This is a genomic window from Klebsiella sp. S69, assembly GCF_016516145.1.
Classification (GTDB): Bacteria; Pseudomonadota; Gammaproteobacteria; order Enterobacterales; family Enterobacteriaceae; genus Klebsiella; species Klebsiella oxytoca.
Genome location: NZ_JACVUU010000019.1, coordinates 1 through 23550 on the forward strand (window position 1 = coordinate 1; position 23550 = coordinate 23550).

The 23550-nt window shown below is 58.7% G+C and carries 19 protein-coding genes; 8 read left to right on the forward strand and 11 right to left on the reverse strand.

The window, feature by feature from the left end; translation table 11 throughout:
- Window positions 1–72 precede the first annotated feature (72 nt).
- Together aldA and IAE27_RS18475 are read right to left on the reverse strand one after the other, a co-directional pair.
- Complete coding sequence (gene aldA / locus IAE27_RS18470; protein WP_004101721.1) at window positions 73–1512, reverse strand: aldehyde dehydrogenase; 1440 nt, start codon at window positions 1510–1512, stop codon at window positions 73–75.
- Window positions 1513–1778: 266 nt separating this feature from the next.
- On the reverse strand, window positions 1779–2570 hold the full coding sequence (locus IAE27_RS18475) for a YdcF family protein (RefSeq protein ID WP_016807873.1): 792 nt from the start codon (window positions 2568–2570) through the stop codon (window positions 1779–1781).
- Between the two features lie 383 nt (window positions 2571–2953).
- On the opposite strand from IAE27_RS18475, the gene IAE27_RS18480 reads away from it, so the two are divergent.
- The 7 genes from IAE27_RS18480 (at window position 2954) to IAE27_RS18510 (ending at window position 11341) form a co-directional block, all read left to right on the forward strand.
- Window positions 2954–4279 (forward strand): MFS transporter, encoded by a 1326-nt coding sequence (locus IAE27_RS18480; protein ID WP_004101717.1) that lies wholly within the window; start codon window positions 2954–2956, stop codon window positions 4277–4279.
- Between the two features lie 368 nt (window positions 4280–4647).
- The gene (locus tag IAE27_RS18485; RefSeq protein WP_004112700.1) at window positions 4648–5922 is read left to right on the forward strand and encodes a Glu/Leu/Phe/Val family dehydrogenase; all 1275 of its coding nucleotides are present in this window, start codon (window positions 4648–4650) and stop codon (window positions 5920–5922) included.
- 177 nt (window positions 5923–6099) lie between these two features.
- Window positions 6100–6531 (forward strand): MarR family winged helix-turn-helix transcriptional regulator, encoded by a 432-nt coding sequence (locus IAE27_RS18490; protein ID WP_004101713.1) that lies wholly within the window; start codon window positions 6100–6102, stop codon window positions 6529–6531.
- Window positions 6531–8183 carry an MFS transporter gene (locus IAE27_RS18495; RefSeq protein ID WP_024274105.1) on the forward strand — a complete coding sequence of 551 codons (1653 nt, stop codon included), beginning with the start codon at window positions 6531–6533 and terminating at the stop codon, window positions 8181–8183. Before IAE27_RS18490 ends, IAE27_RS18495 begins: the two co-directional genes overlap by 1 nt.
- A gap of 21 nt (window positions 8184–8204) precedes the next feature.
- Window positions 8205–9290, forward strand: a complete 1086-nt coding sequence (locus tag IAE27_RS18500) for an HlyD family secretion protein (RefSeq protein WP_004101709.1) — start codon at window positions 8205–8207, stop codon at window positions 9288–9290.
- Window positions 9287–10666 (forward strand): efflux transporter outer membrane subunit, encoded by a 1380-nt coding sequence (locus IAE27_RS18505; RefSeq protein WP_154022506.1) that lies wholly within the window; start codon window positions 9287–9289, stop codon window positions 10664–10666. Before IAE27_RS18500 ends, IAE27_RS18505 begins: the two co-directional genes overlap by 4 nt.
- 15 nt (window positions 10667–10681) lie before the next feature.
- Window positions 10682–11341 carry an O-methyltransferase gene (locus IAE27_RS18510; protein ID WP_004101705.1) on the forward strand — a complete coding sequence of 220 codons (660 nt, stop codon included), beginning with the start codon at window positions 10682–10684 and terminating at the stop codon, window positions 11339–11341.
- Between the two features lie 48 nt (window positions 11342–11389).
- On the opposite strand, the gene hrpA is transcribed toward IAE27_RS18510, so the two are convergent.
- Window positions 11390–15292 carry an ATP-dependent RNA helicase HrpA gene (gene hrpA, locus IAE27_RS18515; protein WP_064396117.1) on the reverse strand — a complete coding sequence of 1301 codons (3903 nt, stop codon included), beginning with the start codon at window positions 15290–15292 and terminating at the stop codon, window positions 11390–11392.
- Between the two features lie 204 nt (window positions 15293–15496).
- Here hrpA and azoR point away from each other — a divergent pair, with 204 nt between their 5' ends.
- On the forward strand, window positions 15497–16102 hold the full coding sequence (azoR, locus tag IAE27_RS18520; RefSeq protein ID WP_004101701.1) for an FMN-dependent NADH-azoreductase: 606 nt from the start codon (window positions 15497–15499) through the stop codon (window positions 16100–16102).
- A 37-nt stretch (window positions 16103–16139) separates the two neighbouring features.
- Here the strand turns inward: azoR and IAE27_RS18525 are convergent, their stop codons facing one another.
- The 8 genes from IAE27_RS18525 to paaG form a co-directional block, all read right to left on the reverse strand.
- On the reverse strand, window positions 16140–16547 hold the full coding sequence (locus IAE27_RS18525) for a GFA family protein (protein ID WP_115239508.1): 408 nt from the start codon (window positions 16545–16547) through the stop codon (window positions 16140–16142).
- A gap of 9 nt (window positions 16548–16556) precedes the next feature.
- The gene (gene paaY, locus IAE27_RS18530) at window positions 16557–17153 is read right to left on the reverse strand and encodes a phenylacetic acid degradation protein PaaY (RefSeq protein WP_115239507.1); all 597 of its coding nucleotides are present in this window, start codon (window positions 17151–17153) and stop codon (window positions 16557–16559) included.
- 9 nt (window positions 17154–17162) lie between these two features.
- Entirely contained in the window at window positions 17163–18089 is a 927-nt protein-coding gene (paaX, locus tag IAE27_RS18535) for a phenylacetic acid degradation operon negative regulatory protein PaaX (RefSeq protein ID WP_162556130.1), read from the reverse strand.
- Window positions 18090–18374: 285 nt separating this feature from the next.
- Window positions 18375–19691, reverse strand: a complete 1317-nt coding sequence (gene paaK / locus IAE27_RS18540) for a phenylacetate--CoA ligase PaaK (RefSeq protein WP_004101693.1) — start codon at window positions 19689–19691, stop codon at window positions 18375–18377.
- 28 nt (window positions 19692–19719) lie between these two features.
- Window positions 19720–20925, reverse strand: coding sequence for a 3-oxoadipyl-CoA thiolase (gene pcaF, locus IAE27_RS18545; RefSeq protein ID WP_004112686.1), 1206 nt, complete (start codon window positions 20923–20925; stop codon window positions 19720–19722).
- Complete coding sequence (gene paaI / locus IAE27_RS18550) at window positions 20925–21347, reverse strand: hydroxyphenylacetyl-CoA thioesterase PaaI (RefSeq protein WP_004101689.1); 423 nt, start codon at window positions 21345–21347, stop codon at window positions 20925–20927. Before paaI ends, pcaF begins: the two co-directional genes overlap by 1 nt.
- Window positions 21337–22758 carry a 3-hydroxyacyl-CoA dehydrogenase gene (locus tag IAE27_RS18555; RefSeq protein WP_154022507.1) on the reverse strand — a complete coding sequence of 474 codons (1422 nt, stop codon included), beginning with the start codon at window positions 22756–22758 and terminating at the stop codon, window positions 21337–21339. Before IAE27_RS18555 ends, paaI begins: the two co-directional genes overlap by 11 nt.
- A gap of 3 nt (window positions 22759–22761) precedes the next feature.
- A complete protein-coding gene (paaG, locus tag IAE27_RS18560) occupies window positions 22762–23550 on the reverse strand; it encodes a 2-(1,2-epoxy-1,2-dihydrophenyl)acetyl-CoA isomerase PaaG (RefSeq protein WP_004101686.1) in 789 nt (262 codons plus the stop codon).

The window sequence follows — 23550 nt, forward strand, 5'->3', positions numbered from 1 at the left end:
GACGGCTGGTAACCTGTAGCCCGGACAGATGCGCAGCATCGCCTCCGGGAAACGCGCCGCTCCTCTGCTAAATCAGGCCTGCAGATAGACCACCTGAGTTTGCAGATACTCATTCAGGCCGTGACGCCCGTCGGCGCCGCCAATCCCTGATTTACGCCATCCGGCATGGAAACCCTGCATCGCCTCGAAGTTCTCGCGGTTAATATAGGTTTCACCAAACTTCAGCCCCTTAATCGCCTTCATCGCGACGTTCAAATCGCGGGTATAGATTGACGACGTCAGCCCGTAATCGCTGTCGTTGGCCATCGCCAGCGCCTCTTCCAGGGTATCAAACGCCACGACCGGCAGTACCGGACCGAACGTCTCTTCATGAACGATATCCATCTCCTGGCGCACGTCCAGCAGCAGCGTCGGCGGATAGAAATAGCCTTTACCCTCCACCGCTTTCCCACCCAGAGCGATACGGGCGCCCTGAGCCACCGCTTTCGCTACCTTCTGCTCAACCCGCTCCAGCGCTGCGGCATTGATCAACGGCCCCATGGCAATATCGTCGCGCGCTGCCGGATCGCCAAACTGCACCGCTTTCAGCGCTTCGCCCAAACGGTTAACGAAGCGATCGTATAGCCCTTTTTGCACATACACGCGCTCAACGCAGTTACACACTTGCCCGCTATTAATCACGCGAGAATCGACCACCGCTTTTACCGCCAGCTCAAGATCCGCATCATCCATCACGATAGCCGGCGCTTTCCCGCCCAGCTCCAGGCATACTTTGGTGATGTTTTTCGCCGCCGCGGCCATGATCTTCTCCCCTGCGGTGACGCTGCCGGTCATGCTGACCATCGCGACCTTTGGATTGCCGGCTAGCTCCTGACCCACGGTTTCGCCGCGGCCCAGCACCAGATTAAAAACCCCTTTCGGCAGGCCGATATCATGAACGATTTGCGCAAAAGCGATGGCGTTATTCGGCGTAAACTCACTCGGTTTAATTACGATGGTATTGCCGGTAATCAGCGCTGGCGCCAGCTTGCGGGCAATCAGGAAGAACGGGAAATTCCACGGCAGGATGCCTGTGGTCACGCCCAGCGCGCGCTTGAATACCAGAATGTTTTCTCCCGGGCGGTCGCTTTGCACAATTTCGCCCTCATAACGACGCGCCCATTCGGCCATATAATCCAGGTAATCCGCGGTAAAGGAGACCTCTACCGCCGCCAGCTGCTGGATCTTCCCGCCTTCGGCGACAATCAGCGCGGCGATCTCGTCGGCCCGTTCGCGGATACCGGCAGCGATTTTACGCAGCCACCCCGCTCGCTCGATCGCAGGTAAGGCTTCCCAGCCCGGCTGAGCGCGCTCAGCAGCGAGAATCGCGCGCTGCGCATCTTCCGCGCTGCCGTCAGGAATACGCGATATGAGCGCTTCCGTGGCCGGATTGATCACCTCAATCCATGCATCACCGCGGCCGGCTTCAAACTGACCGTCAATATACATAGGGTGTTGAACGGGTGCTGTCATGGTCTGCTCCTCAGGATTATTGTTTTTAACAGGTGAAATAGATGTTAAAAATTATCGTCCAAAGGGCAAAGAGACAGGCCGGACGTTTGTTTTTGTGAGATATTTCATAAAAACAGACCAAGCCGGCGCTGAAAAAACCACAATTCAGTAACACTACCTGCCCGTTTGCGATATCGCCAACGCAAACGGGCAATGCGGCGGATACGTCCGGACCATCCCTGCGCTTGCCAAAGACAACGGCTGACTGACAGCGTTAAGGCTAATAGCTAAGCCAGCTGGCGTGCGCTCAATGTATCGGACAGCAGACGGTCCTTGCGCAGCGTCTGCCACGCTTCAATAATCTGCGGCGGAATATCCACATGAGCGATAAATCCCTTACCCAACGGGCCATAACCCTGCGGATTGTCCGCCAGCCGAGGCGGCTCGCCGAGGATCAGCGCCAGATAGCGTTCCACCGGCCACAGGCCGCTGCTATCGCCGCTAAAGGTGACGCCGTTATCGCCATTGCACAACACCGGCGAACACCCCGGCGCGCTGTACCACATCGGCGCATGCGCTGCGTCTTGCCAGACGCGGGCAAAGGTCGCCATCGTTCGCCGCTGCATAGTCGGGTCCTGGATCACCACGCCCGTTCGGTGCGTAATACCTCTCTGTTCCAGCATTTGCCGGGTAAAACGCGCATTTTCTCCACAGTTGGTAGAGCGGTCTTCCACGACAATGTATTCGCGAGGAATAGCCCAGAACCGGTGGGCAATATCGGCCAGAATGTGCGCCTCGGCGCGATCGGCTACCGGGATGGTGCAATAGCGCGGATCGTTCAACACCGCGTGGTATAAAAACGAAGTGGAATGCCCGATACCACCGCTGATCAGTAGCGGAACGGCGTGATGCGCCGCCAGCTGGCAGGCGAAATCAATGGTTGGGATCACCGCATTGCCCGCCAGCACCACGACATCGATTGATGGCTGCTGCGGCAAATCATGCTGCGCCAGCCAGGCCCCCAGCTGGTTCGCCGCGGCTAGCGTCGCCTCCGGCAGCGATGGAAAATGCTCCGACATGTTCTCTCCTTTGCGCCAATGTCACCCTTCACGGGATTGTGGATACCATGATAAACCGGAGCCGCCTTTAAGGGTTAATAAAGCCTGAGCGGTAACAAGATTGAAATAACAAGAAACGTCCAAAAACAGAACGGTTGCACCTCAATAACTCACCACCATACGCCCGATTTTTAGCGAATAAGTTCAAATAAACGGCTAAATAACGGCGTGATTCGCCGGTAAAAATGGCAAAAACGGCTCCCTGACGCGGCGACCAGACTTGCCAAATGCAACATACAAACCTAGCTTCCTTAACAATTAAATAACCTCATCGCTCGCCGGGTTGCACCTGCAAATCAGCAGGTGTCACCGGGTTGTGATGACTCTGGGGGAGTAGCTAAAAGATGACCTTGCACGAGAGCAGCACCACATCAATTCTCAAGAAAAACAAAAAGGTGCTCATTGCCAGCCTCACCGGCAGCGCCATTGAATGGTTCGATTATTTCCTTTATGGTACGGCGGCGGCGCTGGTATTCAACAAGATTTTCTTTCCGATGGTCGATCCGGTCATCGGTTTAATCCTCTCCTGGCTCTCGTTCTCGTTGACCTTTTTCATTCGCCCGATTGGCGGGGTGGTCTTCGCACATATTGGCGACCGAATCGGGCGTAAGAAAACGCTGGTCCTGACGCTCTCCCTGATGGGCGGCGCAACGGTCGCCATCGGTCTGCTTCCCACCTATGAGATGATCGGTTTATGGGCGCCAGCGCTGCTGATAACCTTACGTATCGTTCAGGGAATGGGCATCGGCGGCGAATGGGGCGGTGCGCTATTGCTGGCCTACGAATACGCACCGGAAAAGCGCAAAGGTTTTTTCGGCAGCATTCCGCAGGCGGGCGTGACCATTGGCATGCTGATGGCTACTTTTATCGTCTCGCTAATGACCCTTTTCAGCGAAGAGCAGTTTCTCTCCTGGGGCTGGCGCATCCCTTTCCTGCTCAGCTCGGTGCTGGTTCTTATTGGTCTGTGGATCCGCAAAGATATTGATGAAACGCCGGAATTTAAACAGGTGAAGCAGTCAGGCCAGGTAGCAAAGGCGCCGCTGCGCGATACGCTCAAGTATCACTGGCGCGAAGTGCTAATTGCTGCGGGCCTCAAAGTAGTGGAAACCGCGCCATTCTATATTTTTTCGACTTTCGTGGTCAGCTATGCCACCACCACGCTGAGCTATCAAAAATCCCAGGCGCTTGAAGCCGTCACCCTCGGTGCGCTGGTTGCTACGGTTATGATCCCGCTGATGGGACTGCTTTCAGACAGAATCGGACGTCAGAAAATGTACACGCTCAGCGTGGTGCTGCTTGGATTGTTTATCGTACCGTGGTTTCTGCTGTTGGATACCCGCAGCACGTGGGGCATTGCGCTCGCCACGGTGATCGCCTTCGGTATTCTGTGGGCACCGGTTACCGCGGTATTGGGGACGCTCTGCTCCGAGATCTTCAGCGCTAACGTTCGCTACACCGGCATCACCCTTGGCTACCAGCTTGGCGCCGCGCTCGCCGGGGGTACCGCTCCGCTGATCGCCACCGGACTGCTGGCAAAATATGACGGGGACTGGATACCGGTCGCATGGTATCTGGCGGGAACGGTGGTGATTTCACTTATCGCGATTTTCTGCGCCAGCCGCTTAAAGCAGGCTCCCGGCGCTGTCGCCACCAGGAGCGAGATGTTATAAAGCCATTCGCTGCCGGCAACCCATTCACCCTGCCGGCAGCAGCCGAAGGATGCTCACTGCAATGCAACAAAGTCAACACACAAATATAGCGTTTTGTTCACTTTTTGAAGGAAGTCAAGATTCTGATAAATAGGGATAAAGGGTCAAAACTACGGCTTTAATGCACAAAGATGCATATTCATCCGTAGTCGACGCTGTTTTGCGTTTTTTTATTCACAAAAACTTCAACCCCACCGATAACGGCAGCATATTCTGCATTTTTGCCAAATACCGTCCCATTAAATTGGTGATAACATTCTTGTTACAGATTTTATGGCTGTATCTTTCCACGGTTAACAAAATAATTATCACTGCAAAACAGGACTCTTATGGAAAAGTTATCTTACGCTTCTGAAAGTAGTACATCTCCATGGACCACCTACCTGCGTCAAATCGATCGCGTCGCCCCTTACCTCGGCGATCTGGCCTACTGGATCGAAACGCTGCGCCATCCGAAACGCGCGCTGATCGTTGATATCCCGGTACAAATGGACGACGGAACCATTCGCCACTTCGAAGGCTACCGCGTCCAGCACAACCTCTCACGCGGTCCGGGTAAAGGCGGTGTGCGTTACCATCCGGATGTGGACCTGAATGAAGTCATGGCCCTCTCAGCCTGGATGACCATCAAGTGTGCGGCAGTCAATATTCCCTACGGCGGCGCCAAAGGCGGTATCCGGGTCGATCCGTTCTCTTTATCAGAAGGTGAACTGGAACGTCTGACCCGTCGCTACACCAGCGAGATCGGCATTATTATCGGGCCGCAAAAAGATATTCCGGCGCCGGACGTCGGCACCAACGGTAAAGTGATGGCCTGGATGATGGACACCTATTCCATGAACCACGGCACCACTATCACCGGCGTGGTCACCGGTAAACCCATTCATCTCGGCGGTTCGCTGGGCCGCGAAAAGGCCACGGGACGCGGCGTCTTCGTCACTGGTCGCGAAGTGGCCCGCCGCAGCGGTATCGAAATCGAAGGCGCGAAGGTCGCGCTGCAAGGGTTTGGTAACGTAGGCAGTGAAGCGGCCCGCCTGTTCGCTGGCGTCGGCGCGCGCATTGTGGTCATTCAGGACCATACCGCCACGCTGTATAACGAAGGCGGTATCGATATGGCCGCGCTGACCGCCTGGCAGGCCGAGAACAAGCAAATTGCCGGCTTCCCGGGCGCCCGCGAAATTGACAAAGAAGCGTTCTGGACGACGCCGATGGATATTCTGATCCCGGCGGCGCTGGAAGGTCAGATTACGCGCGAACGCGCGGAAACCCTCAGCTGCAAACTGGTGCTTGAAGGCGCCAACGGCCCGACCTATCCGGAAGCGGACGACGTGCTGGCCGAACGCGGCATCGTGGTGGTGCCGGACGTCATTTGTAATGCCGGCGGCGTCACCGTGAGCTACTTTGAATGGGTGCAGGATATGGCCAGCTTCTTCTGGAGCGAAGAAGAGATCAACGCCAAAATGGACCGCATTATGACCGATGCGATCGTTCACGTTTACGATAAAGCGGTGGAAAAAGCGTGCTCTTTACGTACTGCCGCCTATATCGTGGCCTGTGAGCGAATTCTGATGGCGCGTAAAGATCGCGGTATTTATCCGGGATAATCCCCCTTCTCAGCCCGGTTAAAGCCGGGCTGAGACCAGAACTCTCCTTCCCCCCTCCCAAAGCTTCTTCCACAATAAACGCACATACCGTTAACCTGTTTTTATCAATCGGACTTGAATTCTCGTTTTTGCCAGACATAAAATCATTAGAGCTCTAACGATATTGCAGACCGATCTATGGATAACCGACAGCTAAATTTCTCCCATCTTTTGTATTTGACCGCCCATCATTGGCGGCTGGCGGTCAACCGTCGCCTCAAAGACCTCGGCATGAGCCAGGCCAGTTGGGTCGCCGTTTCCGCTATCGCGCGCAACGCGCAGCCGCTATCGCAAAGCGAGCTGGCCCAGGAGCTGGGCGTCGAAAGCGCGACCCTCGTCCCGTTGCTTAATCGGCTGGTGGATTTGGGTCTGGTTGAGCGGGTGAAAACCGAACGCGACAAACGTAAACGGCTGCTGATCGCCACCGCTAAAGGCCTTGAGGTGTATCAGCAGGTAAAAACGGTAGCCGATGAACTGCGTGAGGAGATCCTCACCGCTATCACGCCCGACGAACAGCAGCAGACTCAGCGCGTGCTGGAGAAACTGCTGCGCGAGGTAGAGAAAAAATAATGCCTCGCCGTAAAGATAACCCCTATGTGCCCCACGACTGGGCTCCGCACGAAAAACCGGCGATCCTCGGCTCGCCTTCCACCCCGATTCACAGCACGCCCAGGCGCATTGCCTACGGGATCGTTGGACTGCTGGTCTGCCTGACCGGTGCGCTGGGCAACGCGGTGGTCACCGCTAACCTGCAACTGTTGCAGGGAACCTTTGCCGCCTGGTCCACCGAGATAGCCTGGCTTCCGGCGGTCTACGTGATGACGAACGTCTCTATCAACCTGCTGCTGGTAAAATTCCGTCAGCAGTATGGCCTGCGCGCCTTCACCGAAGGCTTTCTCGTCCTCTATGTGCTGGTGACCTTCTTTCACCTGTTCGTCAACGACCTTAGCTCCGCGCTGATGGTACGCGCCGCCCACGGGATGGTCGCTGCGGCGCTGAGCTCGTTAGGCATTTACTATCAGGTGCAGGCCTGGCCCGCCCGCCATCGGCTAAAAGCGTTGACTATCGGTATTACCGGCTCATCGCTGGCGATCCCGCTGGCGCGCCTGTTTTCCACCGAACTGCTGCAAATTGACGAGTGGCGCGGACTGTACTTCTTTGAACTGGGGCTGGCGCTGGTATCGCTGGCCTGCGTGATCGCCCTGAAGCTTCCCCCAAGCGATCGTAAAAAAGTTTTTGAGAAAAAAGACTTTATCACCTTCTTCCTGCTGGCGCCGGGAATGGCGCTGGTGACCGCGGTGCTGTCGCTGGGGCGTCTGGACTGGTGGTTTGAAGCGCCGTGGATCGGCTGGGCGCTGGCGGGAGCGGTGGTGCTCATCGTCTCCGCGATTGCCTTTGAACATAACCGCAGCAACCCGTTACTCAATATTAAATGGCTCTCCAGCGGCAGCATTCTGCGCCTCGGGCTGATTATGCTGCTGATCCGCATCGTGCTGGCGGAGCAAAATACCGGGGTCATCGGCTGGCTGCAGTACGTCGGCCTGCAGAATGAACAGATGACCAATCTGGCGTGGTCGATTTTCGCCGGCATCATCTGTGGCATCGTCGCCAGCTGTCTGACGCTCAACCCGCAGCGTCTCTACTGGCCCACCGCTACGGCGCTGGCGCTGATCATGGTTGCCTCGCTGCTCGACAGCCAGTCGACCATCCTGACCCGCCCGGAACAGCTAATGTTCAGCCAGTTCCTGCTGGGCTTCGGCAGCGCCTTTTTCCTTGCTCCGGCAATGCTGGCAGGGATTGGCGGCGTGATTGCCGACCAGCGCAATCTGGTAAGCTTCTCGGTACTGTTCGGCATGAGTCAGAATATCGGCGGTCTGCTGGGGTCGGCCATTCTCGGCACCTTTCAGACATGGCGGGAGAAGTTTCACTCCAGCCAGCTCGCCGACCAGTTGACCACCCTCAATCCGCTGATTACTGAACGTTTGCAGCAGTACAGCCAAATGTATCAAAGCCAGATTGGCGACAGCACCCTGCTCAACGTTCAGGCCACCACGCTGCTACAAAACGCCGCCACGCTGCAGGCCAATATTCTCGCTTACAATGATACCTATCTGCTGACGGCGGCGATTTCAGCCGCCACGCTGGTGTGGGTTTTCTGGCGCTTAATAAGATTACGTATTACCGCCCGCGTTGCGTTGAAGCGCGCGACGGGAAGCAAATAAAATTTTTACTCTGGAGTCATTATGAGTCAGCAGGATGCGGCCAAACAACAGGCCAACACCCGTAATAATATTCGCGTGGTCTCTATTTTTACCGCCGCGGCAATTGGTATTGTCGGCGTTCTGGTTATTCTTTACGCCTGGCAGCTGCCGCCGTTTACCCGGCAAAGCCAGTTTACCGATAACGCCTACGTTCGCGGGCAAACCACGTTTATCAGCCCGCAGGTCAACGGCTATATTACCGAGGTCAAGGTTCAGGATTTTAATCAGGTGAAAGCCGGCGATGTGCTGTTTCAGATCGACGATCGCATCTATAAACAGCGCGTACATCAGGCGGAAGCCACGCTGGCGATGAAAGAGGCGGCGCTCAAGAACAATCTGCAGCAGCGCAAAAGCGCCGAGGCGGTCATCGTACGTAACGAAGCGGCGCTGCAAAACGCCCGCGCGCAAAGTCTGAAAACCCAGGCGGATTTAAAACGCGTTCAGGAGCTGACCGCCGACGGTTCGCTCTCGATCCGCGAACGCGATTCCGCCCGCGCCAGCGCGGCGCAGGGGACTGCGGATATCGAGCAGGCCAAAGCGACGCTGGAAATGTCGCGCCAGGATCTGCAATCGACAATTGTTAATCGGGATTCGCTGCTGGCCGACGTCGCCAGTGCGCGGGCCGCGCTGGAACTGGCGCAGATCGACCTCCAGAATACCCGCATTATCGCCCCCGCCGATGGTCAGCTGGGGCAAATATCAGTGCGTCTTGGCGCCTACGTGACCGCCGGGACGCATTTGACCTCGCTGGTACCGCCGCAGCACTGGCTGATCGCTAACCTCAAAGAGACGCAGCTGGCGGAGGTCCGCGTCGGGCAGCCGGTAACCTTTACCGTTGATGCGCTGAACAGCGAGAAATTCACCGGTACGGTGCAGAGCATCTCCCCGGCCACCGGGGTTGAGTTCAGCGCCATTTCGCCGGACAACGCCACCGGCAACTTCGTCAAAATTGCCCAGCGCATTCCGGTACGCATCGCCGTGGATGAGGGGCAGAAAAACAGCCAGCGCCTGCGGCCGGGGATGTCGGTGCAGGTCACCATCGACACCCGCGGGGAGGAGACGCGATGATTCGTCCGCTCACCCTCGCCGTTATTCTTGCGCTGGTTGGCTGCCAGTCAGCTGATATCCCACAGGCCGCGCCGACGCTGCATATTCCCGCCGCCTGGCGCGCGGATATCGGCCCCGCCAGCCCGGTCGAGGGCGTGTGGTGGCGCAATTTTCACGACAGTATGCTTAATCAATACGTCGACCAGGCGCTACGCTACAACAGCGACGTGCTGATTGCCCGCGAACGGGTCAACGAGTACCAGGCGCGGGTCTACGCCGCCGACAGCAGCCTCTTTCCTTCACTAGACGCCGGACTGACCGGTACCCGCGCGCGGTCGCAGTCGGCCGCCACCGGTCTGCCGATCCACAGTACGGTGTATAAAGGCGCGCTAACCGCCAGCTACGATGTTGATATCTGGGGCGCTAACCGCAGCGCCGCCAGCGCGGCGGAGGCCAGTCTGGCGGCGCAAAAAGCCGCCGCCGCGGCGGCGAACCTGACCGTCGCCTCTTCGGTGGCGACAGGCTACGTCACTCTGCTCTCGCTGGACGAACAGCTGCGGGTAACGCAACAAACGCTCAAAGCGCGGGAAGATGCCTTTAATCTGGCGAAACGTCAGTTCGAGACCGGCTATACATCGCGCCTCGAACTGATGCAGGCGGATTCCGAACTGCGCTCGACGCGGGCGCAAATTCCGTCGCTGCGACACCAAATCGCCCAGCAGGAAAACGCGCTCAGCCTGCTGCTCGGCGCTAATCCTGGCGCCGTTAAGCGCAACGCCTTCACCCAGCTGACGCCGCTGTCGCTACCGTCCCAGCTGCCGTCAACCCTGCTCAATCGCCGCCCGGATATCGTTCAGGCTCAGCGTCAGCTGGTGGCCGCCGACGCCACGCTGGCGTCATCGCAGGCGCAGCTGCTGCCGTCCATCAACCTTACCGCCACCGGCAGCATGCAGGATCGCACTCTGCCCGACCTGCTGGATAATCCGCTACGCTTATGGAGCCTTGGTGGCAGCATCCTGGCGCCGCTGCTCAACCGCCAGGCGCTGAATGCCCAGGTAGACGTGTCGATGGCCCAGCGCAATCAGGCGTTGTATAGCTACGAAAAAACGGTGCGCGGCGCGTTTAAGGAGGTCAATGACAGCCTTGATGCTATCGGCCGCTACGGGGAGCAGCTGACGGAGCTGCAGGCCCAGGAGGACGTAGCCCGGGAGACGCTGCGCCTTGCCCAAAACCGTTATCGCAACGGCTACTCATCCTATCTTGACGTCCTGGACGCCCAGCGTACGCTGTTTTCCACCCAGCTCAGCGTGGTGCAGGTGAAAAACAATCTGCTGCTGGCGCAAGTCGATTTGTACCGGTCGCTGGGAGGCGGCTGGTCTGATTCATCAGGGATGTAATACGGGAAATCTGACATGCAACAACAGTGGTCGGCAGTAGATAATTATCTGGTGGAAGCGTTAATCCCCAACGATCCCTTGCTCAACCAGGTTCTGGAAAATAACCAGCGCGCCGGGCTTCCGGCCATCGATGTTGCCGCCAATCAGGGGCAGTTTCTGGCCCTGCTGGTGCGCATGACGGGCGCCAGACGCATCCTCGAGATTGGCACGCTCGGCGGCTACAGCACCATCTGGATGGCCCGGGAATTGCCTGCCGATGGCGAATTAGTCACCCTGGAGGCCGATGCGCACCATGCCGCCGTGGCGCGCGAGAACCTGCGCATGGCGGGCGTGGATAAGCTCGTTGAGGTGCGGGAAGGCCCGGCGCTGGCCACGCTGGAGAAGCTGGGCGACCATCCGCCGTTTGATCTGATCTTTATCGATGCGGATAAGCCGAATAACCCAAACTATCTGCGCTGGGCTTTGCGCTACTCTCGCCCGGGGACGCTGATCATTGGCGATAACGTGGTGCGCGACGGCGAAGTGACCGATCCGCATAGCGCAGATGACCGCGTTCAGGGCGTCAGGGAGTTTATTGCGATGATGGGCAGCGACCCGCGCCTGACGGTAACGGCCCTGCAAACCGTGGGCAGCAAAGGTTGGGACGGGTTCACCCTCGCGTGGGTGAACGCCTGACGCCAACAGCTTTCCCCGGCAGCCTGCGCCGCCGGGGAATGCAGCGGCTCAGGCCGTAATCTGCTCCATTGCCTGCAGCACCCGCTTGTCGGAAATCGGATAAGGCGTGCCGAGCTGCTGGGCGAACAGGCTGACGCGCAGCTCTTCAATCATCCAGCGAATCTCCTGCACGTCCTCATCCTGGCGACGATTGGGCGGTAGCTTATTCAGCCACTGCTGCCACGCCTGCTGCACGCTCTCCACCTTCAGCATCTGCACGCGGTCGCGGTGCGGGTCGATCGCCATTTTCTCCAGCCGTTTTTCAATCGCCTGCAGATAGCGCAGCGTATCGCCCAGGCGGCGGAAGCCGTTGCCGGTGACGAAGCCGCGATACACCAGCCCACTCATCTGCGATTTAATATCCGACAGCCCCAGCGCCATGGTCATATCGACGCGACCTTTCAGGCGTTTATTGATGTTGAACACCGCGGTCAGGATCTGCTCAACCTGTTTGGCGATTTCCACCACCGTCTCGTTGAGCTCAGCGCGCACTTTTTCATGCAGCGCGGTAAAGCCCTCCTCGCTCCAAACCGGGCCACCCGCTTCATCGATCAGCTTATCGACGCCGCAGGAGATACAGTCATCGATCAGATCCAGCACCTTGCCGTAGGGGTTGAAATAGAGCCCCAGCTTGGCTTTATTCGGCAGCTTCTCATGCAGATATTTAATCGGCGATGGGATATTCAACAGCAGCAGGCGGCGCAGGCCGCGCCACATCTCCTGCTGCTGCTCGAGCTGATTATCAAACAGCTTGATGGCCACGCTGTCGCGTTCGTCCACCAGAGCCGGCCAGGCCTTAACTTTATAGTTGCCGCGCTTCTGCTCGTAGCTCTCCGGCAGGCGGCCAAAGCTCCAGATATGTAGCCCGCTCTGCTCTATACCGTCATCGGCGACTGCGGACAGCGTCTCCTGTACCTTGCCTTTCAGGGCATCTTTCAGGTCCTGCAGCGAGCGCCCTTCCTGTAGCTTCTTATTTTTGTCGTCCACCACCCGGAAAGTGATTTTCAGGTGATCGGGCACCTGATCCCACTGCCAGGCCTCGCGGTCAATAGTCACGCCGGTCATCCGCCGCAGTTCGCGCTCAAGGGAATCCAGCAGCGGCAGCTCCAGCGGCGTCGCGCGGCCGAGAAACGCTTCCGCGTAGTTTGGCGCCGGGACAAAATTGCGGCGCACCGGCTTCGGCAGCGATTTAATCAGGGCGATAATCAGCTCCCGGCGCAGACCGGGGATCTGCCACTCAAACCCGGCCTCTTCCACCTGGTTGAGCAGCGGCAGCGGAATATGCACCGTCACGCCGTCGGCATCTGCGCCCGGCTCGAACTGATAGGTCAGACGCAGTTTCAGATTGCCCTGGTGCCAGAAGTTCGGATAGTCCAGCTTACTGACCTGCTCCGCGCCTTCTTTAATCAGCATACTTTTTTCAAAGTTAAGCAAATCCGGCGTCTCGCGACTGGCCTGCTTCCACCATTTATCGAAGTGGCGAGCGGAGATGACGTCATGGCTGATGCGCTGGTCGTAGAACTCAAACAGCGTTTCGTCGTCGACAAGAATGTCGCGGCGGCGCGACTTATGCTCCAGCTCTTCAATCTCGTTGCGCAGCTTCAGGTTGTCACGGAAGAAGGCGTGGCGGGTCTGCCAGTCGCCCTCCACCAGCGCATGGCGGATAAACAGTTCGCGGCACAGCGCCGGGTCAATCTGGCTGTAGTTGACCTTACGGGCCGCGACGATAGGCAGACCGTAAACGGTGACCTTCTCCGTCGCCATCACCGCGCCCTGCGCGCGCTCCCAGTGCGGTTCGCTGTAAGAACGTTTGAGCAAGTGCTGAGCGACCGGCTCGACCCATTCCGGCTCTATGCGTGCGGCGATACGCCCCCACAGGCGGCTGGTTTCCACCAGCTCGGCGACCATCGTCCATTTCGGCGGCTTTTTAAACAGCCCGGAGCCGGGGAAGATAGAAAAGCGAGCATTGCGCGCGCCGGTGTATTCCTGCTTATCGGTATCTTTCATACCGATGTGCGACAGCAAACCGGTCAGCAGCGCGGTGTGAATTTCGCGATACTCTGCCGGTTCGCTATTCACCGGCAGGCCGAGCTCTTTAACAACCTGACGCAGCTGAGTGTAGATATCCTGCCACTCGCGCACGCGCAGGTAGTTGAGAAAATCGACCCGGCACTGGCGGCGAAACTGGTTCGAGGAGAGCGCTTTTTGCTGCTCGCCCAGGTAGTTCCACAGGTTGACGAACGCCATGAAGTCGGACTCTTTATCGTGGAAGCGGCGATGCTTCTCATCGGAAGCCTGCTGCTTATCCATTGGCCGCTCGCGCGGGTCCTGAATAGAGAGCGCCGAGGTGATAATCATCGCCTCGCGCACGCAGCCGTGTTTTTGCGCCTCCAGCACCATTCGCGCCAGACGCGGGTCCACCGGCAGCTGGCTGAGCTGGCGCCCCATCGGCGTCAGCTTATAGGCGGTCTGCTGTTCGTCAGTGGTAATCGCCCCCAGCTCTTCCAGCAGACGCACGCCGTCCTGAATATTGCGTTTATCCGGCGCTTCAACGAACGGGAAAGCGGCAATATCGCCGAGGCCGAGCGCGGTCATTTGCAGGATAACCGACGCCAGGTTGGTGCGCAGAATCTCCGGATCGGTAAATTCCGGGCGCGACAGGAAGTCGTCTTCTGAATAAAGACGAATGCAGATCCCGTCAGATACGCGGCCGCAGCGGCCTTTACGCTGGTTGGCCGACGCCTGAGAAACCGGCTCAATCGGCAGACGCTGCACTTTGGTCCGGAAGCTGTAGCGGCTGATGCGCGCGGTACCGGGGTCGATAACGTACTTAATGCCCGGTACGGTCAGCGAGGTTTCCGCGACGTTGGTCGCCAGCACAATTCGCCGCCCGCTATGGGCCTGGAACACGCGGTTCTGCTCGCTATTGGAGAGCCGCGCATACAGCGGCAGCACCTCGGTGTGGCGCAGATTCAGCTTGTTAAGCGCATCGGCGGTATCGCGAATTTCCCGCTCGCCGCTCATAAAAATGAGGATATCGCCAGCGCTTTCACGTCCCAGCTCGTCAACGGCGTCAAAGATCGCCTGCAGCTGATCGCGTTCGGTGTCATCGGCGTCTTCAACGATGGGCCGATAGCGCACCTCAACCGGGAAGGTTCGTCCGGACACTTCGATAATCGGCGCGTTGTTAAAGTGGCGCGAGAAGCGTTCCGGGTCGATGGTCGCTGAGGTAATGATGATTTTCAGATCCGGGCGACGCGGCAGCAGTTCCCGCAAATAGCCGAGCAGGAAGTCGATATTCAGGCTGCGTTCGTGCGCTTCATCGATGATGATGGTGTCGTACTGCATCAGTAGCCGATCCTGCTGGATTTCCGCCAGCAGAATACCGTCGGTCATCAGCTTAACCATCGTATTGTCGCTGACGTGATCGCTGAAGCGAACTTTGTAACCGATGCAGCCGCCTGGTTCCGTTTGCAGCTCCTCGGCAATACGGTTGGCAACGGTACGTGCGGCCAGACGACGCGGCTGGGTATGGCCGATTAAGCCTTTAACGCCGCGTCCCAGCTCCATGCAAATTTTCGGCAACTGGGTGGTTTTCCCCGACCCGGTTTCCCCCGCCACAATCACCACCTGGTGATCGCGCACGGCTTCGAGGATCGCTTGTTTTTTCTGGCTAACCGGCAGGTTATCCGGATAGGAAATCGCTGGCCGCGCGGCTTCGCGCAGCAGGACTCTCCCTGCTGCCTGTTCAATTTCTTGCGCCATCTCCTGCAGAATGGCCTGTTGGGCATCAGGATTTTTAACCTTCTTCACGCCGTGCAGGCGACGGGCAAAGCGCGACTTATCGCGCAGCATCAGGCCATCCAGCTGCGTAAAGAGCTGTGAGAAGGTGAATTTTTGTTGTTCTGTCATAGCGTTATCAGGCAGTGCACTGCCGGGAAAAATCTCTTATGAAATATTGCGCTAGAGTACCACATCCGCGCATTTCGTGCCTTGTTCAAAAAAACTGAATACAGAGTTCGATTTATTGCGCTTTCTCTGTGACATGATTGTGAATACAGTGTCATCAAGCACCAGGGCACAGGCCCGTCAATCACATTAAAAAAGGAAACACCCATGAGCAAAGTATTAGTTCTCAAATCCAGTATTCTGGCAGGGTACTCGCAATCTGGTCAGCTGTCCGACTATTTTGTTGAACAATGGCGTGAAAAACACGCGCAAGACGTTATTACCGTGCGCGACCTGGCTGCAAATCCGATCCCGGTACTGGACGGTGAGCTGGTTGGCGCCCTGCGTCCGAGCGATGCGCCGCTGACGCCGCGTCAGCAGGAAGCGCTGGCGCTGTCCGACGAACTGATCGCTGAACTGCAGGCGAACGATGTGATTGTTATTGCGGCGCCGATGTATAACTTCAACATTCCGACTCAGCTGAAAAATTACTTCGACCTGGTGGCTCGCGCTGGCGTCACCTTCCGCTACACCGAGAAAGGGCCAGAAGGTCTGGTAAAAGGAAAACGTGCGGTGGTCGTCACCAGCCGCGGCGGTATCCATAAAGATACCCCGACCGATCTGGTGACCCCTTACCTCTCCACCTTCCTCGGTTTTATCGGCATCACCGACGTGAACTTCGTCTTTGCTGAAGGCATCGCTTACGGCCCGGAAGTCGCCGCGAAAGCGCAGTCTGATGCGAAAGCCGCTATCGACAGCGTCGTTGCCGCATAAGATGTGCCTCCTCCTGCTTCCCGGCGGGAGGAGAGTTTCACTTTTTCTCGTAGCGCAAATACCCCACCACGCCCCCGCCGCCATCTTTCGGATGATTCACGCCATCGTTGACCTCTAAGCAGGGAAAATCGAAGGGCGACACGCCTGCAATGCACGCCACATTCACCCCGTACTGCTGCGGATTTGAACGCCGCTGATGGAAAGTGTAAATCCCGCATACCGAGCAGAAAAAGTGCACGGCTTCACCGGTGTTAAAGCGATACTCCGTGAGCTTCTCCCACCCGCGTAAGATATCGATTCCTGAAAGCGGCGCGGAGACCGTAACCGCTCCCCGCATCCGGCAAAATGAACAGTTGCAGCGTCGAGCGGTGTTGAAGCCATCGCTGAGTTCAACGGTAAACGCCACCGCGCCGCAGTGGCATTGAGCGGATAATTTTTCTGCCATGTTTTCCCCTCAGGACGATGACTTTGGCCGTAAATTCTCGTCAAAGATCAGCCGCTTTCTGTCCGGCTCGGCTTCTTTTAGCGGTTCCACCTGATGCAGCGTCTGCTTGCAGCGCTCCACCAGCATCTGATACTCCCGCGTTCCCTGCTTTTTCCAGGCCAGCTCCTGTTCGCTTAACGCGCGGATGGCTTTGGCCGGACTGCCGACAATCAGATGGTTGGCGGGCATTTCAGCATTGGCTTTCACAAATGCCGAGGCGCCGACAATGCTATTTTCCCCAATCCTGGCACCGTCAATAATCACCGCGCTCATGCCCACCAGCGCGTTGCGGCCGATGGTACAGCCGTGCAGAATCGCGCCGTGGCCGATATGTCCCTCCTCCTCCACGACCGTATCCTGGCCGGGAAAACCGTGCATCACGCAATTGTCCTGGATGTTAGCGCCATCCTTCACCACAATGCGGCCAAAGTCGCCGCGCAGGCTGGCGTTAGGGCCGATGAAGACGCCTTTGCCGAGGATCACGTCGCCAATCAGCACGGCGGTGGGATGAACATAGCTCTCGTCCGGTACAACCGGCGTCATACCGTCAATCTGATAAATGGGCATGGTGCCTCCTTATACGCCCGACAATCCGCCGAAACGCTGGAAATAGAGCGGCCCCGGCGCGGGAAGTTCCCCCACCGAGCTTTCGCCCTTCTCGCCGACAAACGCCAGCGCGCCGGGCGTAACGCGTTGATAAATATTGATGCACAGCTGGCGCGCGGTTTGCCCGGCCCAGTGTGCAGGGAGCAGTTCTTCGGGCAGTAGCGGATCCTTAAGCACCACCCGGCGGTAGAAGTGAATCAGCAGTAGTTGAATGTGAAAGCAGCGTTCGGGCGTCAGTTCTGCGGGCTCGCAGTCGCGAAGCAGCGGCAGCAGAGGACGAAACAACTTGATAAACGTCTCATACATCGCGTTCTGTTCGGTGAGATGCCAGCACTCTTCAACGCGGGCGCGCAGCGCCGCCCGGGAGAGCGCCAGCGGGGAGTGGGCTTCGAAGCAGATGACATTTTCCGCCACGCCCGCTTCGTGCAGCAGAGATTGCACATCCGCCAGCTTTTGCGACGGTGAAGCCAGCAGGCTCGGCGCCAGCGCGCCAAATCCCTGCCATAGCAGCTGTTTTTTGACCTCCGCCAGCGTGCTCTTCTCAAGCCCTTCCGACAGTAGCAGTAGCCAGGTGCCGTCCCATTCCGGGGCGCTGGCGCGATAGATTTTATGTTCGGCGCGGCGAGTCAAGCGCAGGCCTTTGTCGCTGAGACGGTAGAAGCTTCGGCGGCCAATACGCACCACGTCTAGCCACTCTTCTTTATTCAGGCGGAACAGTGCAGTACGCACGAATCGTTCGCCGAAGCCCAGCCCTTCCAGCAGCGCCGCTACGCTGCCGAGCCAGACCTCCCCACCGCGTTGGAGCAAGGCGTCGCCGTATAAAGAAGCAATAAGCGAGGTTCCACTGATGGGCATCGTTTCCGTGGCCTGTTGAATAAAGGTATCGAGTTTACTCATCTGATTCATTCTGTTGTTATTTTTGTCCTTTTTGAATCATAGCACAGGAAGTCCCGGAGGCGGTGCTGGCGCACCCGTCCGGGCTACCGGCCCGCAGACGGCGATAAACTCGTAGCCCGGCTAAGCACAGCGCAAGCCGGGAAGAGGACGAGCTGATACATCAATCCCGGCACACTCCCCGGGTCGCGGCGTAAACGCCTTACCCGGGCTTCCCCTGTCCGGGCCAGGGAGTTGTGTCGTCGTGTAGCCCGGACAGGCGCAATGCGCCGCCTCCGGGAGAAAACGTTATCCGTTAGCGGCAACCTTGCGCAGGTCGAATACGCGACAGGCCTTGCCCTCGGAACGCGGGATGCTACCGCAGTTGACGATGCTGATATCGGTCGAGATCCCCACCATCGACTTGATCCGATGACGCAACTGATGGCAAATCTGACAGCGCTGCTCGTGGTTCAGCGCCAGACCGCTCTCTTTTAGCTCCACGCGCACCGAAAGTGAATCAAGATGGCCCCGGCGATTAACTTCCAGCTGATAGTGCGGCGCCAGATGTTCGAACTTGAGGATCTCCTCTTCCAGCTGCGACGGGAAGACGTTTACGCCGCGAATAATCAGCATATCGTCGCTGCGTCCGCTAATGCGATCCATCCGACGCATGGTACGGGCGGTGCCCGGCAGCAGACGCGTCAGGTCGCGGGTGCGATAGCGGATCACCGGCAGCGCTTCTTTGGTCAGGGTAGTGAACAGCAGCTCGCCGTGTTCGCCGTCCGTCAGCGGCGTACCGTTGTCCGGATTCACCACTTCAGGGTAGAAATGGTCTTCCCAGATCGTCGGACCGTCGGCGGTCTCCAGACACTCCATCGCCACCCCCGGCCCCATCACCTCCGACAGACCGTAGATATCCAGCGCCGAAATACCCAGTCGGCGCTCGATTTCCGCCCGCATCGCATGGGTCCACGGCTCCGCGCCGAACACGCCCACCCGCAGGGAGCAGCCGCTGGCGTCGCCGCCCATCTGGCGTTCCAGCTCTTCAATCAGGTTCAGACAATAGGACGGAGTGACCATGATCATATCCGGCTGAAAATCGCGGATTAGCTGAGCTTGTTTTTCGGTCTGCCCGCCGGACATGGGAATGACCGTCGCGCCTAAACGCTCCGCGCCGTAGTGAGCGCCGAGACCGCCGGTAAACAGCCCGTAGCCATAGGCAACATGAATTTTGTCTTTCGCCGTCCCGCCCGCCGCGCGCAGGGAGCGTGCGACAATATTGGCCCAGTTATCAATATCGTTTTGCGTATAGCCCACCACCGTCGGCTTGCCGGTGGTGCCCGAAGACGCATGGATGCGCACCACCTGCTCCATCGGCACCGCAAAAGTATCAAACGGATAGTTGTCGCGCAGATCCTGTTTGGTGGTACAGGGAAACTTACTCAGATCGCTCAGTTCGTGAAAATCGTCAGGATGAACGCCCGCCGCATCAAATTTACGGCGATACATCGGCACGTTCTCATACGCATGCTTAAGGGTCCACTTCAGACGCTGGGTTTGCAGGGCCTGTAGCTCGTCGCGCGATGCGGTTTCAATCGGGTCTAATTGAGTTATCGTTGTCATTTTGTAGGGTACTCGCAGGTAGATTCGCTCACACTCGCTCAAGGATCATGGCAATGCCCTGACCCACGCCAATACACATCGTACACAGCGCATAGCGCCCGCTGCGGCGCTGTAGCTCCAGACTGGCGCTTAATGCCAGCCGGGCGCCGCTCATTCCCAACGGATGGCCTAAGGCGATGGCGCCGCCGTTGGGGTTAACATGGGGGGCATCGTCCGCCAGCCCCAGCTGTCTGAGCACGCCCAATGCCTGAGCGGCAAAGGCTTCATTCAGCTCAATCAAGTCCATGTCGTTAATGTTCAGCCCGGCGCATTCAAGCACTTTACGTACCGCCGGAACCGGCCCCAGCCCCATAAATTTCGGCTCGACGCCCGCCGTCGCCATGGCCACAATGCGCGCCCGGGGCGTCAGCCCCTGGATGATGGCCTGCTGCGAGCTTGCGATAATCAACGCCGCGGCGCCGTCGTTGACGCCGGAGGCATTTCCCGCAGTCACTACGCCGCCCTGGCGGAACGGCGTTTTTAGCCGCGAAAGCTGTTCAATGGTGGTGTCCGCTCGCGGATGCTCGTCGTCACGCACGACGTTTACCGCCCCTTTCCGGCCGATAATGTCGACCGGCACGATCTCCTGGGCCAGAATACCGTCGCGCTGAGCCTGAGCCGTCCGCTGCTGGCTGCGGAAAGCGAAAGCGTCCTGATCTGCGCGGCTGATATTTAACAATTCAGCTACATTCTCCGCCGTTTCCGGCATGCTGTCAGTGCCAAATCGCCGCTGCATGAGCGGGTTCACAAAACGCCAGCCGATGGTGGTATCAAACAGCTCGGCCTGGCGCTGATACGGGGCGCTGGCCTTCCCCATCACGAACGGCGCTCGCGACATGGACTCAACGCCGCCGGCGATCATCAGATCCGCCTCTCCGGCTTTGATGGCGCGGGCCGCGAAGCCGATGGCGTCCAGACCGGAGCCGCACAGGCGGTTAATGGTGGTACCGGGTACGCTGTAGGGATAGCCCGCCAATAGCGTCGCCATATGGGCCACGTTGCGGTTGTCTTCACCGGCCTGGTTGGCGCAGCCGAGAATCACATCATCAATCGATGCCGGGTCGAACTTAGGGTTACGGCTCAGTAGCTCGCGCAGCGGGATGGCGGCCAGGTCATCGGCGCGCACGCTGGCCAGCGCCCCGCCGTAGCGGCCAATCGGCGTGCGGATCCCGTCACAAATATAAGCGTCGCGCATCAGACTTCTCCTGTGATTGTGCCGCCGATGCGGTGCGATTTACCGCGAAACAAGGCAACAACTTTTTGCTGTTGATTGACAATTTCAATGTCATAGACCCCGGTCAGCTTGCCCTGATGCTTGACTCTCGCCGTCGCGGTCAGCAGCTCACCGACAAAGGCCGGGCGCAGAAAATCGATGCTCGCCGCCGACGCGACCGCCGCCAGCCCCTGGCTGTTGCAGGCGTAAGCGAAGGCGGTATCGGCGAGCGAAAACAGCTGCCCGCCGTGGCAGGTATGATGGCCGTTGAGCATGTTCGCGGTAACCGCCATGGACATCTGCGCGTAGCCGTCATCCATCTCGATAATCTTGATCCCCAGCGCTTGCGCGCAGTTATCGTTCTCATACATCGCGCGGGCGTTACGCCAGGCTTCATTGCTCATGATGTTTCTCCATCAGCGCCTTCTGACGCAGCAGGGAACAGGGCCGATAGCGCTCCTCGCCGTAGTGCTGTTGTAGGTTCTCCAACAGCCGCAGTATCCGGCCCCAGCCAAGTGATGCCCCCCACGCCAGCGGACCGCGCGGGTAGTTAACGCCCAGGCGCATGGCGGTATCGATATCCTCGGCGCCGGCAACGCCTTTTTGCAGCGCATCCAGCGCTTCGTTAACCAGCATCGCCACCGTGCGCCACACCAGCAGCCCGGGATAGTCGGCGATCTGCAGCACCTTTTTGCCCTGCTGCTGAAAATAGAAAATGGCTTTGTCGGTCGCCGCCTGTGAGGTCGTTTCCGCGCTGGCCAGCACCACCGTTTCGCCCGCGCTATGGTCGTAGACCACCACCGGACGGCCGTGCTGGATGCTTAATGCCAGGGCGGTTTCACCGGTCGTTTCCAGCAGCAGCACCTCGTCCAGCTCGGTGACAACGTCACTTTTAATGCGCTTTGCTGCGCGTTCTGCTGATACGGCGGCCAGCGCCAGCTCAGGCTGCACTTCGCCAGGCCAGCAGTAGACCCCCTGCCCGCTCTTTTTGCCCAGCCGTCCGGCCAGAACCAGCTCCTGCTGCAGCAGCGATGGCAGATAGCGGCGGTCCTGCCAGAAGGCGTTAAACACCGAACAGGTCACCGCAAAGTTAACGTCCTGGCCTATCAGGTCGGTCAACGCCAGCGGCCCCATGGGAAAACCGCCGCCGTCGCGCAGAGCGGCGTCAATCACCTCCGGCGCGGCAACCTGCTCCTCCAGCGCTCGCCACGCTTCGGCATAAAAAGGACGCGCCACGCGGTTGACGATAAAACCGGGCGTCGAACGGCAGCGAACCGGCTGTTTTCCCCAGGCGCAGACCCGCTGGCAGAGCTGTTCAACGACTTCCGCCGAGGTCGCCAGGCCGCTGACCACTTCGACCAGCTTCATCACCGGGGCCGGGTTAAAGAAGTGCAGCCCGGCAACCCGCTCCGGGTGCGCGACTCCAGCGGCGATAGCGGTGATCGATATCGACGACGTGTTGCTGACTAGCAGCGTTGACGGGGAGCAGATTTCAGCCAGCTGTTTGAACAGCGCTTTTTTCACGTCCAGGCGCTCGGAGGCAGCTTCAATAACCAGCTCCGTGCGGGCTAAAGCGCTCAGATCCTCAGCCGGAGACAGACGCGTCAGCAGCGCCTCAGCCTGGCCAGCCGCCAGCTTGCCGCGGCTGACGCGGGAGGTCAGACGTTGACCAATACCGTCGATGGCGCGAACCACCGCCTCAGGATCGATGTCGAAAATCAGTACCGGATGCCCGGCGGCGGCGGCCACCTCGGCAATGCCGGCGCCCATGGTGCCGCTGCCTATTACCGCAACGGTAGGTAACGTTTTGCTCATCGGCTATTTCCCGCTGAATTGAGGTGGACGCTTCGCGAGGAAGGCGCTGACGCCTTCGCGATAGTCGGCGCTGCGTCCGGCCAGGCGCTGATAATCGCGTTCAAGATCGAGCTGCTGATCCAGAGTCTGGGTTTCCGCAAGCTGAAGCGCCTTCTTAATCAGACCGAGGCCATAAGTTGGCTGGGCGGCCAGATGACGGGCCAGCGCCAGGCCGGTGTCTTTCAGCTCGGCATCGTCCACCACCTGCCAGATCATCCCCCACTGTGCGGCCTGCTCTGCGCTCAGGCTATCGCCCAGCAGCGCCAGCCCCATCGCCCTCGCCCGTCCCGCCACGCGCGGCAGAAACCAGCTGCCGCCGCAGTCCGGCACCAGACCAAGCTTGCTGAACGCCATCACGAATTTCGCCGAACGCGCCGCCAGCACGATATCGCAGCCCAGCGCCAGCGTAGCTCCCGCACCCGCCGCGACCCCGTTCACCGCACAAATTACCGGCTTCGGCAGCGCCGCCAGACGGCGCACCAGCGGGTTATAGAAACGCTCAACCGAGAGCCCGAGATCCGGCGCCGGCCCGCTGGGGTCGACGTTACGGTCATTTAAATCCTGCCCGGCGCAAAAACCGCGCCCCGCACCGGTCACCAGCAGGCAGCGTATGCTGTCGTCGCGTTCGGCCTGTTTCAGGCACGCCGCCAGCTGCTGGTGCATCAGGTCGTTAAAACTGTTCAGTCGGTCCGGGCGATTAAGGGTAATCGTCATCACGCCCTGTTCTGTTTCGCTGAGAATGAAAGCTTCCAC

Excerpts from the sequence above, each read along its gene's own strand:
- IAE27_RS18555 (WP_154022507.1), bottom strand. The coding sequence starts at position 22,758 with ATGAGCAAAACGTTACCTACCGTTGCGGTAATAGGCAGCGGCACCATG.
- pcaF (WP_004112686.1), bottom strand. The coding sequence starts at position 20,925 with ATGCGCGACGCTTATATTTGTGACGGGATCCGCACGCCGATTGGCCGC.
- paaX (WP_162556130.1), bottom strand. The coding sequence starts at position 18,089 with ATGAGTAAACTCGATACCTTTATTCAACAGGCCACGGAAACGATGCCC.
- paaY (WP_115239507.1), bottom strand. The coding sequence starts at position 17,153 with ATGCCCATTTATCAGATTGACGGTATGACGCCGGTTGTACCGGACGAG.
- aldA (WP_004101721.1), bottom strand. The coding sequence starts at position 1,512 with ATGACAGCACCCGTTCAACACCCTATGTATATTGACGGTCAGTTTGAA.
- IAE27_RS18485 (WP_004112700.1), top strand. The coding sequence starts at position 4,648 with ATGGAAAAGTTATCTTACGCTTCTGAAAGTAGTACATCTCCATGGACC.
- IAE27_RS18490 (WP_004101713.1), top strand. The coding sequence starts at position 6,100 with ATGGATAACCGACAGCTAAATTTCTCCCATCTTTTGTATTTGACCGCC.
- paaK (WP_004101693.1), bottom strand. The coding sequence starts at position 19,691 with ATGACAACGATAACTCAATTAGACCCGATTGAAACCGCATCGCGCGAC.
- IAE27_RS18525 (WP_115239508.1), bottom strand. The coding sequence starts at position 16,547 with ATGGCAGAAAAATTATCCGCTCAATGCCACTGCGGCGCGGTGGCGTTT.
- IAE27_RS18480 (WP_004101717.1), top strand. The coding sequence starts at position 2,954 with ATGACCTTGCACGAGAGCAGCACCACATCAATTCTCAAGAAAAACAAA.
- azoR (WP_004101701.1), top strand. The coding sequence starts at position 15,497 with ATGAGCAAAGTATTAGTTCTCAAATCCAGTATTCTGGCAGGGTACTCG.
- IAE27_RS18505 (WP_154022506.1), top strand. The coding sequence starts at position 9,287 with ATGATTCGTCCGCTCACCCTCGCCGTTATTCTTGCGCTGGTTGGCTGC.
- IAE27_RS18500 (WP_004101709.1), top strand. The coding sequence starts at position 8,205 with ATGAGTCAGCAGGATGCGGCCAAACAACAGGCCAACACCCGTAATAAT.
- IAE27_RS18510 (WP_004101705.1), top strand. The coding sequence starts at position 10,682 with ATGCAACAACAGTGGTCGGCAGTAGATAATTATCTGGTGGAAGCGTTA.
- hrpA (WP_064396117.1), bottom strand. The coding sequence starts at position 15,292 with ATGACAGAACAACAAAAATTCACCTTCTCACAGCTCTTTACGCAGCTG.
- IAE27_RS18495 (WP_024274105.1), top strand. The coding sequence starts at position 6,531 with ATGCCTCGCCGTAAAGATAACCCCTATGTGCCCCACGACTGGGCTCCG.
- IAE27_RS18475 (WP_016807873.1), bottom strand. The coding sequence starts at position 2,570 with ATGTCGGAGCATTTTCCATCGCTGCCGGAGGCGACGCTAGCCGCGGCG.
- paaI (WP_004101689.1), bottom strand. The coding sequence starts at position 21,347 with ATGAGCAATGAAGCCTGGCGTAACGCCCGCGCGATGTATGAGAACGAT.